Origin of the sequence: Occultella kanbiaonis, assembly GCF_009708215.1 — a bacterium.
Taxonomy (GTDB): Bacteria; Actinomycetota; Actinomycetes; order Actinomycetales; family Beutenbergiaceae; genus Occultella; species Occultella kanbiaonis.
The window spans coordinates 193,247-204,997 of sequence record NZ_CP046175.1 but is presented as its reverse complement, the minus strand read 5'-3'; the positions used below and the strand labels follow the sequence as shown (position 1 = coordinate 204,997).

The following is an 11,751-nucleotide window of genomic DNA, read 5'->3' as shown; positions in this document are numbered from 1 at the left end:
CCTGGCGGCCAGTCGGCGCTAGCGTGCCGGTGGGACGGGCACTCCGCCCGGCACGAGAGGACTGATCGATGGACATCCGCAGGAGACGACTGCTCGGCGCCGTTGGCGCGCTCGGGGCGACGGCGCTGGTGCTGGCGGCCTGCTCGCCCGGCAGCTCGGGCGACTCCGGTGACGACGGTTCCGGCGACGGCGAGTCCACCACCGTGACGTTCCGGCTCTGGGACGAGGCCGCGGCGGCCGCGTACGAGGAGTCCTTCGCGGCGTTCACGGAAGCGAACCCGGAGATCACCGTGGACGTGGAGGTGGTCCCGTGGGCGAACTACTGGGAGCGCCTGCCGCAGGACATCGGCTCGGGCACGATGGCTGACGTCTTCTGGGCGAACACGTCCAACTTCGCGCTCTACGCCGACAACGGCAACCTGATCGACATCACCGAGGCACTCGGCGACGACCACGACGAGTGGACCCAGTCGATCGTGGACCTGTACACCCGGGACGGCTCGCTGTGGGGTGTGCCGCAGCTCTCGGACTCGATCGCGCTGTTCTACAACAAGGACCTCGTGGACGCGGCGGGCATCGACCCGACCACGCTGCGGTGGGACCCCACCGGCACGAATGACACCTTCCTGCCGGCGGCCCAGCAGCTCACGGTGGACGCCGCCGGCGCGACCGCCGCCGATCCCGCGTTCAACCCCGATGACGTCGCGCAGTTCGGCTTCAACGCGCAGAACGACCTGCAGGCGATCTACATCGACTTCCTCGCGTCCAACGGCGGCGTGTTCCAGGACGAGGACAACCAGTTCGCGTTCAACTCCCCCGAGGGCGTGGCCGCCTTCCAGTACGTGGTCGACCTGATCAACACCCACCACGTCTCCCCCTCCGCGGCGGACACCAGCCAGAACGGCGACCTCGCCCGCGACCTGTTCGTGCAGGGCAAGATGGCCCTCTTCCAGTCCGGCCAGTACTCGCTGCCGGCCATGGCGGACGCCGAGTTCGAGTGGGGCCTTGCCCCGATGCTCGAGGGCCCTGAGGGGCGCGTCGGCGTCGTGCACGGGGTGGCCGCGCTCGGCAACGCCGCGACCGAGAACCTCGAGGCGACCACCGCCGTCCTGGCGTGGCTCGGCTCGGCGGAGGGTCAGCTCCCGCTTGGCGCGAACGGTGCCTCGTTCCCGGCCGCGACAGACGCGCAGTCCTCGTTCACCGACTACTGGACCGAGCAGGGCGTGGACACCCAGGTGTTCCTGGACGCTGCCCAGGGCGACACCACCGCGGCCCCGATCGGACCCCGGGTGCAGGCCGGCATGACCGCGTACGGGCCGTACTTCGAGGAGATGTTCGCCGGTCGCCTCGACGTCCCGACGGCGCTGCAGCAGGCCCAGGACGCCGGCAACGAGGCGCAGGCCGAGTAACGGACGACCAGAGCCCGACGGCGGCCCGTCACCCTCGTGAGTGACGGGCCGCTCGCATGGTGGCCCAGCTGGAGGTCAGTGCCTCCGGGACCGGACCATGCGGCGCAGACCGAGTCCGGCGGCCGCGAGCGCGGCGGCCAGCGCGATCGGTGCGGTGAGGTCGGCGCCGGTGCTGGGCATGCTCCCGGTCACCGAGTCGTCGGCGTCCGGAGCCGGCGTGCCCGGCTCATCAGGGCCGGGCCCGGTCGGAACCTCGACGCCCGGCTCCGGGTCGGTCGGGTCCACCGGGTCCACCGGGTCGGTCGGGTCCACCGGGTCGGTCGGGTCCACCGGGTCGATCGGTTCGACGGGTGCCGGCACCGCGGTGTTCGTGACGGTGATCGCGACCGCGGTGGAGCCGGCCACGGTGAACGTCACCCAGCCCTGCGCGTCCGGCACGGTCGGGGTGCCGCCGATGCTCCAGCCGGGCACGCCCCAGGTCACCGTCTCGGTAGCCACCGGCGCAACCTCACGCACCGATACCTCGGTACCGATCGGCAGGCCGTCGATCGCGGCGGACGTCTCACCGGCGGTGAGCGTCAGGGCAACCGGTGCCGCGCCGTCGAGGCGGTACTCGACGGTGAACTCGGTGCCGGCCGGGACCAGGGTCGCGCCACTGCCGGTCACCTGCTTGGTCACGGCGAAGGTACCGGTCTGCTGCGGCTGCTGCCCGCACGGGATGGTGCCGCGGAAGAAGTAGGCGTGCGCTTCACCTGCGCTGTCGCTGAGGTGAAGGTTCCGGGCGATGATCTGGCCGTCGATCGGCTGGGCATGCACGGTCAACTCCGCGTCCGGGGCGTACACCGAGCCATCGATGCGCGAGTTCACGGCGCGGACCTCGACGGCTCCGCTGACGGCGGAGAGGTCCCACATGAGGTACGGCGCGTACGCGGAGGAGTCGGTCCGCGGTGCGTTCACCAGGGCCGTGCCTGGCTCGACCCGGATGATCAGGGGGTTCTCGGCTCCGGGAGTCACGGTCCCGCTGAACTGGATCAGCCCGGCGCCGGCGATGGCGGTGTAGTCCACCACGTTCGGCCGGTCCGCGGCGAGCTCGGTCAGGACCATCCGGTCGCCGGCGTTCTCGGCGATGCCGATCTGGTTCGCGAGACCGGTCGCAGGGTTCGTGACGGCGGCAAGGCACTGGGCTGCCTCGTCGTAGGTCCAGGTCATCTCCGACTCGACGTAACTGGCAACGCTGGGCTGCTCGGTGGTCAGCGCGGCGGAGGCAGCGGCAGCGTCGCCGGGCCAGGCCTGCCCTTGGGCGTCGATCAGCGGCGGCTGGTCGGCGTCGGCGGCGTCGGTGAGCCGGTAGCGGACCCAACCGCCACGCTCGTAGAACCCGAACGGGGAATCCTCGCCCTGGGGCGTGATCTTCACGGCCCCGGCCTCGACAGAGCCCGCGCCGGTGACCTCCACCCGCCCGTTGTCCGCAGTCGCGAAGCCGCCGAGCAGGAGCCGGGTCGGCTCGCCGTCGACGACCGGGAGCGGGTAGTCACCGGTCCCCGCCGAGACGTGCAGGACGGCGTATGCGCCGCCGTCCGTGCGGACCCTCATCGTGCCACCGACGGCGATCGCACCCTCGGTCTCGGCGTTGCCGAGCGTGGCGTCCTCGCGCGCGTAGACGCTGTACCCGCCGGCGGCGTCGAACGGGTTGAACTCGTCACCGACGGCGGCCCCGGCAGGTACCGCGGCACCAACCACGGCGAGTGCCGCGACGAGCGCGGCACCGAGCGCGCCGACAGTCTTCCTCTTGCTCATGTCACCCCTGACTTATGGGCGCCCGGTCCGTCCGTGCGCCACATCCATCAGATCACCGAAGAAGTGAGGGGATCCGGCCGTTGGTCCCGGTCCGGGGGTGTCCTTGGTCACGCTCTCACCCGAGCGCTCACGGCGGCTCGGCGGGGGCGGGCGACCCGTCCTCGGGTGCCCGGTCCTCGCCCGCCGGGTCAGATCCGCTCGCGCAGCCAGGCGATGTCGGCGGCGTGCTCCGGGGCCTCGCCCGGGGTCTCCACGATCACCGGGGTGCCGGCCTCGCGGATCAGGTCGATCAGGTCCGCCTCGGGCAGCGAGCCCTGGCCGAGATTGGCGTGCCGGTCGGCGCCGGAGTCGAAGGCGTCCCGGCTGTCGTTGGCGTGCACCAGGTCGATCCGCCCGGTGACGGCCTTCACCCGCTCCACCAGTCCGGCGAGCTCCTCGCCGCCGGCGTAGGCATGGCAGGTGTCCAGGCAGAAGCCGACGTCGGCGCCGCCGTCGGCCTCGAGCACCGACGCCCACAGCCGCTCCAGCTTCTCGACACCACGGGCCATCGAGTTGGTGCCGCCGGCGGTGTTCTCGATGAGCACCGGGATCGGCATCTCCATGCCGTCGATGCACTTGCGCCAGTTGTCGTAACCCTTGGCCGGGTCGTCGGCGGCGAGCACGTGACCACCGTGCACCACGATGCCCGCGGCCCCGATCTCTGCCGCGAGGTTCACGTGCTGCTGGAGCAGCTTGCGGCTCGGGATCCGGATCCGGTTGTTGGTGGTCGCGACGTTGATGACGTACGGCGAGTGGACGTACAACGTCACCCCCGCCTCGGCGGCGGCCGCCTTGAGAGCTGGCGCTCCGCCGTCGAACCGGACCTCCGGCCCCTTCCACCCCTGCGGATCGCCGAGGAAGATCTGCACCGCGTCCGCGCCGCGGGCGCGGGCCTGCGCAATGGGGTCGGTCTGGTCGACATGGGCTCCGATGACGGTCATGCCGTCGAGCCTAATCGCCTCCCCCGACACCGCGCCGGGCGGGCGCTCAGCTCGTGAAGTTGAGGAAGATCGGGATGAGACCGATGGCAGCGAGCACGATCCCGAAGTACTGCATCGGGATGAAGAAGATCGTGTGCCGGTTGCGCAACTGCTTCTTGACGGTCCCCTGCTCCTGCTCGAGCATCTGCGTGGCGAGGTGCTGGGCCTCGGCGTGGTCGCGGGGCTGGTAGCCGGGCACCGGCTGGAACCGGCCGGAGGCGACGGTCGCCTCGACCTCGGCCTTGCGGGCGGTCATGTAGTTCTTCGTGCGGCGCTCCGCGTCCCAGTCCTGGAACCAGCGGCCGGCGAAGAACAACGCGACTCCGCCGACGATCAGGCCGAGCCCGAGGGCGAGCGAGGAGTTCTCCTCGCCGAGGATGAGCGTGAACAGTCCGCCGAACGCGACCGCGCCGAGGGGGATGAACAAGATTGCGAGGATTCCCCATCCTCTCCAGATGACCATGAGACCTGAGATTAGCGGCTCCAGATGACTGAAAGGTCAACTGCCGATGGGGAGCACTACCCGCCTGCGGGACGGCCGTCCTCCCAGGCACGCGGGGTCAGATCCGGGCGCCGGTTCTCGTAGTCGCTGCCGAGCAACGGGGAGGAGATCATCAGGTCTGCCGAGGCCACGTTGCACGCCATCGGCACGTTCCACACGGTGCCGATCCGCAGCAGGGCCTTGACGTCCGGGTCGTGCGGCTGCGGCTCGAGCGGGTCCCAGAAGAAGATCAGCATCGTGATCTGGCCCTCGGCGATCTTGGCGCCGATCTGCTGGTCCCCGCCGACCGGGCCGGAGAGGAACCGATGCACGGGCAGCCCGAGCTCGAACTCGAGCATGGTGCCGGTGGTGCCGGTCGCATACAGGACATGCTCGGCGAGGGTGTCCCTGTTGAACTCAGCCCAGCGCAGGAGCTCGACCTTCATGTTGTCGTGAGCGACGAGTGCGATGTGCCGGGACATGAGGGTCTCCGTCGGGTTGACGTCGTGGGGCTTCAGCGTAGGAGACCGTTGTTGCGAGCGGGCGTCATGACCGCATCGGCGCAGGTTCGGGCGGCACCCCATCGGCGCGGCCCACGTGCTCTACTGGCGTGATGACGTCCCCGGGGAGCGCCGGCCGACCATCCGTCGTCACCATCTGCAAGCAGAAGTTGCGTGGCGGTCGTGGATGTTGGCAGGCATACCTTGTCGAGCACGACCACGACGGCATCTGGTTGTTCACGCCGGCCGGCTCCCGCTACAGGTCGAGCGACGGAACCAGCGAGGACTCCTGCGAGGTCGAAGGAGGAGCCGGCCCAGGACTCGACTCGCTCTCCCTCGTGCCCGGTCCGTCGGAGAGGTGGCTGGCCACCTGGCGGGTGCCGGAGCGACCGCTGCACGTCAGTGTCGAGGTCTGTGACTGGGTGCGCCGGGACCGGGACGTCATCGTCTTCATGGATTGGGAGCTCGACCCGTTCCGGCTTCGGTCCGGACTCGTCGCGGTCGAGGATCTTGATGACTTCGCCGACGTCCGAGCGCACGGCCTGCTGGGTCGGGATCAGACGGAACTCGCACTGGCAGCGGCCGCGTCGACCGAACGCGGGATGAAGCTGCGGACCGCACCGTTCGACGACCGTGGGGACCTCCGGTTGGCGGCGTGCGGGGAGGCCGCGCTACCGGCACTGGTCGACGTCCCCCCACCCGTTCGACGTCTGACACCGGATCTCCCCGGCCTGGGTGGCGGGTCTGGGTAGCGTTCTCCGGGTGTCGCTCAACCCCGGAACGCTCGAGCCCGTCACGGTCCTTCACCGAACCGGTCAGCGGTGTCGAGGGCTTCGCACACGTGAGAACGTCATCGTCTACGACATGGACATCCTTCCCGAGTGGCAGGTCCCGGGCCGACCGACGCGGGATCGGTCCGTCGTGATCGTCGAGGAGGGTGTCCAACTCACCCAGCCGGTCACCTTCACGGGTGCGCTGGAGGGAGCCTGGTACGTCGACCTGGTCACCGTCGTCGATCGCGGTGCCGAGTGCGAGATCCACGACTGCTTCGTCGACCTCTTGGTGTTCCCGGATGAGCGTCGGTACGAGGTTCTGGACCTCGACGAGCTGGGTGACGCGCTGGCGTCCGGGTCCATCGATGGTGCGAGCGCGGTCTCGGTGCTGCGCAACGCCCAACGCTTCGTGGAACGGCGACTGGGCGGCACCAGGAGTGACTCACCGGCCGTCTGGCCACCGTTCCCGCCGGCTTCCGCTGTTCCCCTGCTCGAGTTGCCCGACCCGCTCAGGCCTCGGCACCGCGGTCCAGACCGAGGGTCGCGATGAGGTCCTCGTGGAGCTGGAACCACACGCGATGGCAGGAGTCGACGTCGGTCCCGTCGACCCACTCGCCCTGACCGGCACGGGCTCGGTCAAGGGCCGCGTCGAAGCGGGCGTGGTATCCGCCGAACCGCACCAGGACGCCGGCCAGGCGCTCGTCGAGCGGTGCCAGTGCGGCCCCGATGGTGGTGAGCTCATCGAGGATCCGGGCATCCCAGTCGGTGTCGGTGTGGTCGTTGGGGGCGAGCCGGCCGGCGGCTGTCGGTTTCAGCTGCCAGTCGGTGCACGCACGTTGGAGCGAGGCGTTGAGCGGGAGGAACTCGCGGTGGGTGGCCGCGATGATGCCATCCGGGTCGGCCGACTCCCGCTCCCGGGCGAGCGCGCGTTCGTTCTCACCCTTCCCGTCCTCGGTCAGCCACCAGCCGCCGACGTCGGCGAACGACGACCGCTGCAGCCATCCCCGGCCGGCCGCCTCGCTCAGGAGCGTGGCCGTCTCGCCCGGGTCGGTGCCGGCACGGTCGGCCACCGCGGGAGTGTCGCCGAACCCGAGGAGTCGCACTGCGTGGAGCACGAGCAGCTGCGGCTCCGAGGTCCTGGCCATGGCTAGTCTCCCTGCCGGTCGGTGAGTCGCGCGAAGTGCTGTTGACAGGCCTGGGGGGAGCGGAACCCCGTCGCCTCGGCGATCTGCGCCCAGGTCAGCCCCGCGGTGCGGGCCGTGAAGAGCAGCCCGGCCTCCATGCCGTCGACCTCCGCCCGCGCCGCGGGCAGCAGGGTGAGCGCGCCGAGCAGGTCCTCCGGGGTGAGGTCGGCAGAGCGCCAGAGCGCGAACTGCGTGAGGTCGACGGCGGTGGGCGGCACCGGGGCGGGTCGCCATGGCCGTGGCTCCAGTGCTTCGGCGCCGAGCGCCAGGAGCCGGTCCTGTGCCTCGTGTTCTCGTCGGGCCCGGGTCTGGTCGGTGCCCTGCGCTTGGAGCTCGTGGTTGCGTGCCATCTTCCGATCCTGCACAATCAACACATTGTTGTCAACAGAGTGTTGTCAACTATTCATTGATGGGTAGCGGATGCTCACGGATCTCTGGGACGCGACCGCAGCGGCCTGTGGTGGCAAGGCGGCGGCGCTGGGCACGTTGCTGCGGGCCGGGCTGCCGGTGCCCGACGGCTTCGTCGTGCCGTTCGCCGTGCACGGCGCCGGGACCGGGTCGGCCGGCTCCGACGCGCTCCGGGACGCGGTCGCCCGGCACCTGGCCCGGCTCGGCGACCCGGCGGTGGCGGTGCGCTCCTCGGCCGATGCCGAGGACCGGCCGGACGCCTCAGCGGCCGGCATGTACGAGAGCGTGCTGGGCGCACGGGGCACGCCCGCGGTGGTGGCGGCCGTGCGAACCTGCTGGGCGTCGCTGCACTCCGATCGCGCCCTGGAGTACCGGAGCAGCCGCGCGGCGTCGCCGGCAAGTGAGTCGATGGCCGTGCTCGTCCAGCGCATGGTCGATGCGGACGCCTCGGGCGTGATGTTCACGCCGGCCCACCCCGGCGCGAGCACCCGCGTCGAGGCATCCTGGGGCCTCGGTCCGAGCGTGGTCGGCGGCACGGTCACCCCCGACACCTACGAGATCGCCGTGGACGGAAGCATCCGGCGCACCATCGGGCGCAAGGCCACGCGTCTGGATCGGGGTCGCGATGGCACCGGTCCCACGGCCAGCGAGGTGCCGGAGTCCCAGCGGACCCGGCCGGCGCTCGACGACGCGACCGCCCGCGCCCTCACCGCTCTCGGTCACCGGATCGCCGCAGAGCTCGACCGACCCCAGGACGTCGAGTGGGCCCTCGTCGACGGTGGGCTCTGGATCCTGCAGGCCCGGCCGATCACGGCGCAGGCTCCCGCGCTGCCGACGGGTCCCGCCGCGGGCGGCACCACCACACTGTTCGGCGCGCCCGGCTCCCACGGCACCGCGACCGGGCTCGCGCGCGTCCTGCAGGGACCGTCCGACTTCGGGCGGGTCCGGCCCGGGGACATCGTGATCTGCCCCTGCACCGACCCGGCCTGGACGGCGCTGCTGCGCGTGGCCGCCGGCGTCGTCACCGAGACCGGGGGCGTCCTGTCCCACGCGGCGATCGTCGCCCGCGAGCAGGGCATCCCCGCCGTCCTCGGTGTGCCCGACGCCACCACCGCCATCCGTGACGGCGACCTCGTCAGCATCAACGGCACCGAGGGAACCGTCACCCCACCACGACCCGCATCGGAGGCCGATCATGGCCACCAGGTTCCTGTACCTCGCACGCCACGGTGACGCCGACCCCTTCGGCGAACTCACCGACACGGGCCGGGAACAGGCGCGGCTCCTCGGCCGCCGCCTCGCTCCCCTGCCGATCGACGCCGTCTGGCACTCTCCGCTCCCGCGCGCCGAGGCGAGCGCGCACGAACTGGCCGGGCACCTACCGGAGGGAACACCCGTCCACGCGGCCGCCGAGCTCATCGACCACGTGCCCTACGTTCCGGGCCCCGAGGAGACGCCGCCCGCCTGGGTGCCGTTCTTCGACGGCTACGACACCGACGAGGCAGCCGCCGGCCACCGGGTCGCTCGGAGCCTGACCGCGCGGTTCGCCGCCGCGGCCGACAGTGCCGGCGCTGCCGATCTCCACGAGGTGCTCATCACGCACAGCTATCCGATCGCCTGGCTCGTTCGTGACGCACTCGAGGCCCCACCGGCGCGCTGGCTCGGCCTGGACAGCGCCAACACGGCGCTGACCGTGCTCGAGTACCGAACCGGCCTCCCGCCCACCCTCACGATGTTCAACGACATGAGCCATCTGCCCGCCGAGCTCCGCTGGACGGGGTTCCCGCGGACGATCCGCCCGTGACTCCGAGGAGCCGTGCCGCCGTCCGGCGGTGTTAGCCTCGACCAGAACCGCCGACCACCGAGAGCACAATGCCGCAGATCTTCGAGCATCTCGAGCACCTCGCCCGATTCCTGATCGTGGTGCTCGGCTTCGACGTGTCCGCGCAGGGTATCGGCACCCTCGCCGTCGCCGGGGCCGTCGGCCTGGCCGCGGTGGCACTGCTCGCCGCGACGCTCAACCACGTCGCGGCGGCCGCCACCTTCGGCGGCCTGACCGGTCCACGGATGCGCCTCGAGCACGCTCGCGCACCCGAACCGCGCCCGCAGAGCGCGCCGGACACCCCCGGCAAGCCGCGCCCCCGGGCACCGGGCCGCGTCCTCGCGGTCGCCACGCACTGACGCCCAGCCCCACCGCCACGACCGGCGGCAAGCCCGGCCAACGCCGTCGGGCATTGGCATGGCGGCGTCATGCCCGCGCGACCATACGGCCCCCACCCGCCCGTATGACGCAAGGACCAACCCATGAACCTGTACGAATTCGCGCCGATCAGGGCGCTCATCTCCGTTGCCAACTCCGTCGTCACCACGCTGACGGACCTGCTCGAACCGATCGCCGCCGGGAGTGCCGCTGCTCTCGCGATCGTGGTCTTCACCCTGGGAGTGCGCGCCGTTCTCATCCCCGTCGGGGTGTCCCAGGCCCGCGCGGAGCGGACCCGGCGCCGGATCGCGCCGAAGCTCGCCGAACTGCAGAAGCGGTACAAGAAGCAGCCGGAGGTCCTGCAGCGCAAGATGATGGAGCTCTACCGGGCGGAGAACTCCAGCCCGTTCGCCGGCTTCGGCCCGGTCCTGCTGCAGATGCCGGTGCTGCTCGCCGTCTACGGGCTGTTCATCACCCCGACGATCGGCGGCGCCCCGAACCACCTGCTCGAGAACGAGCTGCTCGGCAACCCGCTCGGCACCAGCCTGATCACCGCCATCGGTGCGGGCACGACGACCCCGCTGACCTGGGTGCTGTACGCCGTGATCGTCGTGGTCATCGTCGCCGCCGCGCAGACCTCACGCAGACTGCTGATGCCGCCGCCGATGCCGACCGCGACTGAGCGAGCGCCGGGGGTTCCGGACCTGTCCGGGCTGACCAGGATCCTCGGGTTCCTGCCGTTCCTGACCGCGGTGTTCGCCGCGTTCGTGCCGCTCGCGGCCGCCCTGTACCTGATGGTCACCACGACCTGGACGCTCGTGGAGCGCCTGGTCCTGCGTCGCCTCCTGAACCCACCCGCCCCGGCCGCGGCGGCTGGGGAGGTTCAGCCGAACGCCGGGTAGCCGGCCGGGCGCAGGGCGCCCCAGTCCCGCTCGACGCCCGCGACCGCGTCGGTGAGGAACGTGGTCGCGGCCGGGAAGTCGGCGGCCAGCTGACGCGCGCCCCAGCGCCACCGGACCAGCACGTGCTCCCGGAAGGTCAGGGCCGGGGAGTCCTTGGGGCCCATCCGGCGCTCGGGGTCCGCGGTGTACTTGAGCAGGATGCCCGTCATCATCAGGAGCCAGCCCAGGCACGCGGTGCGGACCTGAACCGGCCAGCGCGGGTCCGCGGCGACTGCGGGCAGGTGCCCCGCGAGCCCGGCCGTGAACTCGGTGAGCAGGTCCTCCACGAACCCGGGCGGCGGCTCGTAGACGCACCAGCAGGTCGCGAACGGGAGCAGGGCGTAGGCGGCGTCGAGGGCCGGGTGGTGGACGTCCGTGCCCTCGAGGTCCAGGAACACCACCCTCCCGTCCGGCTCGAGCAACGCGTTGTCCGGGCACGTGTCACCCGGGGAGGCCACCAGCGCGCTGCGGTCGTTCAGCAGCCCGAGGACCGCGGCGAGTTCCGACTCGAGGCCGTCCGGGACGACGGCGCCGCTCACCCGGGCGATCGCGTCCACCCCGGCCCGGATCCTCGTCTCGATCCCTGGGTCGGCGACCTCGCCGATGGCCGACATGACGGCCTCGACGGCGGAGCTCGACCCGCCGCACAGGTCACCGAGGGCGTGGGCCCAGCGGGCCGCCGCCGCGCGGGCCGCCGCCGGGTCGGAGCCGCGCAACAGGTCCGCGAGCGTCGGCGCCGAGCCCGCGTCCGTCATCACGACCAGTCGCGCGTCCAGGTCGGCGGCGAGCAGGTCCGGGGTGTGGTCAAGGTGCGTCAGCCCGGCCGCCTCCCGTCGGCACGCGTCGTCGCCGTCCTCGCCGTTCGCGCCGCCGCCGTCGGGCTCGAAGTGCTTGATGACCACGCTCGTCCCCGCGGGTGTCTGCGCCCGCAGCACCAGGGACCGGGTCGACCCGCCGAGCGGCAACGGGTCGGTCAGTGGGTACCCGAGGGCGGCGGAGGCGAGGCGCAGTGTCGCGGTGACGTCGGATTCGACCATCC

14 protein-coding genes are annotated in these 11,751 nt (G+C 71.6%); 7 read left to right on the top strand and 7 right to left on the bottom strand.

Features of this window, described 5'->3' with window-relative positions; translation table 11 throughout:
• The first annotated feature begins 68 nt into the window (after positions 1 to 68).
• Positions 69 to 1,409 (top strand): ABC transporter substrate-binding protein, encoded by a 1,341-nt coding sequence (locus tag GKS42_RS00940; RefSeq protein WP_154792139.1) that lies wholly within the window; start codon positions 69 to 71, stop codon positions 1,407 to 1,409.
• Positions 1,410 to 1,484: 75 nt separating this feature from the next.
• On the opposite strand, the gene GKS42_RS00935 is transcribed toward GKS42_RS00940, so the two are convergent.
• From GKS42_RS00935 to GKS42_RS00920, 4 genes are all read right to left on the bottom strand, one after another.
• On the bottom strand, positions 1,485 to 3,206 hold the full coding sequence (locus GKS42_RS00935) for a collagen-binding domain-containing protein (protein ID WP_154792138.1): 1,722 nt from the start codon (positions 3,204 to 3,206) through the stop codon (positions 1,485 to 1,487).
• A 188-nt stretch (positions 3,207 to 3,394) separates the two neighbouring features.
• Positions 3,395 to 4,186, bottom strand: coding sequence for a deoxyribonuclease IV (locus GKS42_RS00930; protein ID WP_154792137.1), 792 nt, complete (start codon positions 4,184 to 4,186; stop codon positions 3,395 to 3,397).
• A 46-nt stretch (positions 4,187 to 4,232) separates the two neighbouring features.
• Positions 4,233 to 4,652 carry a hypothetical protein gene (locus GKS42_RS00925; protein WP_154792136.1) on the bottom strand — a complete coding sequence of 140 codons (420 nt, stop codon included), beginning with the start codon at positions 4,650 to 4,652 and terminating at the stop codon, positions 4,233 to 4,235.
• A gap of 92 nt (positions 4,653 to 4,744) precedes the next feature.
• Complete coding sequence (locus GKS42_RS00920; protein WP_154792135.1) at positions 4,745 to 5,188, bottom strand: methylglyoxal synthase; 444 nt, start codon at positions 5,186 to 5,188, stop codon at positions 4,745 to 4,747.
• Between the two features lie 131 nt (positions 5,189 to 5,319).
• Between GKS42_RS00920 and GKS42_RS00915 the strand changes: the two genes are divergently transcribed.
• Together GKS42_RS00915 and GKS42_RS00910 are read left to right on the top strand one after the other, a co-directional pair.
• A complete protein-coding gene (locus GKS42_RS00915) occupies positions 5,320 to 5,958 on the top strand; it encodes a DUF402 domain-containing protein (RefSeq protein WP_154792134.1) in 639 nt (212 codons plus the stop codon).
• A 112-nt stretch (positions 5,959 to 6,070) separates the two neighbouring features.
• A complete protein-coding gene (locus GKS42_RS00910; protein ID WP_154792133.1) occupies positions 6,071 to 6,529 on the top strand; it encodes a ribonuclease FAU-1 family protein in 459 nt (152 codons plus the stop codon).
• Here the strand turns inward: GKS42_RS00910 and GKS42_RS00905 are convergent.
• Both GKS42_RS00905 and GKS42_RS00900 read right to left on the bottom strand, forming a co-directional pair.
• Positions 6,489 to 7,124 (bottom strand): transcriptional regulator, encoded by a 636-nt coding sequence (locus GKS42_RS00905; RefSeq protein ID WP_154792132.1) that lies wholly within the window; start codon positions 7,122 to 7,124, stop codon positions 6,489 to 6,491. The two genes, GKS42_RS00910 and GKS42_RS00905, sit on opposite strands and share 41 nt — an antisense overlap.
• 2 nt (positions 7,125 to 7,126) lie before the next feature.
• Entirely contained in the window at positions 7,127 to 7,513 is a 387-nt protein-coding gene (locus GKS42_RS00900; RefSeq protein ID WP_154792131.1) for a DNA-binding protein, read from the bottom strand.
• A 70-nt stretch (positions 7,514 to 7,583) separates the two neighbouring features.
• Between GKS42_RS00900 and GKS42_RS00895 the strand changes: the two genes are divergently transcribed.
• From GKS42_RS00895 to GKS42_RS00880, 4 genes are all read left to right on the top strand, one after another.
• A complete protein-coding gene (locus GKS42_RS00895; RefSeq protein WP_154792130.1) occupies positions 7,584 to 8,804 on the top strand; it encodes a PEP/pyruvate-binding domain-containing protein in 1,221 nt (406 codons plus the stop codon).
• Positions 8,767 to 9,375 carry a histidine phosphatase family protein gene (locus tag GKS42_RS00890; protein ID WP_154792129.1) on the top strand — a complete coding sequence of 203 codons (609 nt, stop codon included), beginning with the start codon at positions 8,767 to 8,769 and terminating at the stop codon, positions 9,373 to 9,375. Before GKS42_RS00895 ends, GKS42_RS00890 begins: the two co-directional genes overlap by 38 nt.
• 68 nt (positions 9,376 to 9,443) lie before the next feature.
• Positions 9,444 to 9,752, top strand: coding sequence for a DUF6412 domain-containing protein (locus GKS42_RS00885; RefSeq protein ID WP_154792128.1), 309 nt, complete (start codon positions 9,444 to 9,446; stop codon positions 9,750 to 9,752).
• A 123-nt stretch (positions 9,753 to 9,875) separates the two neighbouring features.
• Positions 9,876 to 10,673 (top strand): YidC/Oxa1 family membrane protein insertase, encoded by a 798-nt coding sequence (locus GKS42_RS00880; protein ID WP_154792127.1) that lies wholly within the window; start codon positions 9,876 to 9,878, stop codon positions 10,671 to 10,673.
• Here the strand turns inward: GKS42_RS00880 and GKS42_RS00875 are convergent.
• Positions 10,655 to 11,749 carry a hypothetical protein gene (locus tag GKS42_RS00875; protein WP_154792126.1) on the bottom strand — a complete coding sequence of 365 codons (1,095 nt, stop codon included), beginning with the start codon at positions 11,747 to 11,749 and terminating at the stop codon, positions 10,655 to 10,657. The two genes, GKS42_RS00880 and GKS42_RS00875, sit on opposite strands and share 19 nt — an antisense overlap.
• Between the last annotated feature and the right edge of the window lie 2 nt (positions 11,750 to 11,751).

Bases quoted from the DNA above. Each gene is read 5' to 3' on its own strand.
- GKS42_RS00920 (WP_154792135.1), bottom strand. From the start codon at position 5,188: ATGTCCCGGCACATCGCACTCGTCGCTCACGACAACATGAAGGTCGAG.
- GKS42_RS00880 (WP_154792127.1), top strand. From the start codon at position 9,876: ATGAACCTGTACGAATTCGCGCCGATCAGGGCGCTCATCTCCGTTGCC.
- GKS42_RS00885 (WP_154792128.1), top strand. From the start codon at position 9,444: ATGCCGCAGATCTTCGAGCATCTCGAGCACCTCGCCCGATTCCTGATC.
- GKS42_RS00905 (WP_154792132.1), bottom strand. From the start codon at position 7,124: ATGGCCAGGACCTCGGAGCCGCAGCTGCTCGTGCTCCACGCAGTGCGA.
- GKS42_RS00940 (WP_154792139.1), top strand. From the start codon at position 69: ATGGACATCCGCAGGAGACGACTGCTCGGCGCCGTTGGCGCGCTCGGG.
- GKS42_RS00895 (WP_154792130.1), top strand. From the start codon at position 7,584: ATGCTCACGGATCTCTGGGACGCGACCGCAGCGGCCTGTGGTGGCAAG.
- GKS42_RS00915 (WP_154792134.1), top strand. From the start codon at position 5,320: ATGACGTCCCCGGGGAGCGCCGGCCGACCATCCGTCGTCACCATCTGC.
- GKS42_RS00930 (WP_154792137.1), bottom strand. From the start codon at position 4,186: ATGACCGTCATCGGAGCCCATGTCGACCAGACCGACCCCATTGCGCAG.
- GKS42_RS00890 (WP_154792129.1), top strand. From the start codon at position 8,767: ATGGCCACCAGGTTCCTGTACCTCGCACGCCACGGTGACGCCGACCCC.
- GKS42_RS00900 (WP_154792131.1), bottom strand. From the start codon at position 7,513: ATGGCACGCAACCACGAGCTCCAAGCGCAGGGCACCGACCAGACCCGG.
- GKS42_RS00935 (WP_154792138.1), bottom strand. From the start codon at position 3,206: ATGAGCAAGAGGAAGACTGTCGGCGCGCTCGGTGCCGCGCTCGTCGCG.
- GKS42_RS00875 (WP_154792126.1), bottom strand. From the start codon at position 11,749: ATGGTCGAATCCGACGTCACCGCGACACTGCGCCTCGCCTCCGCCGCC.
- GKS42_RS00910 (WP_154792133.1), top strand. From the start codon at position 6,071: ATGGACATCCTTCCCGAGTGGCAGGTCCCGGGCCGACCGACGCGGGAT.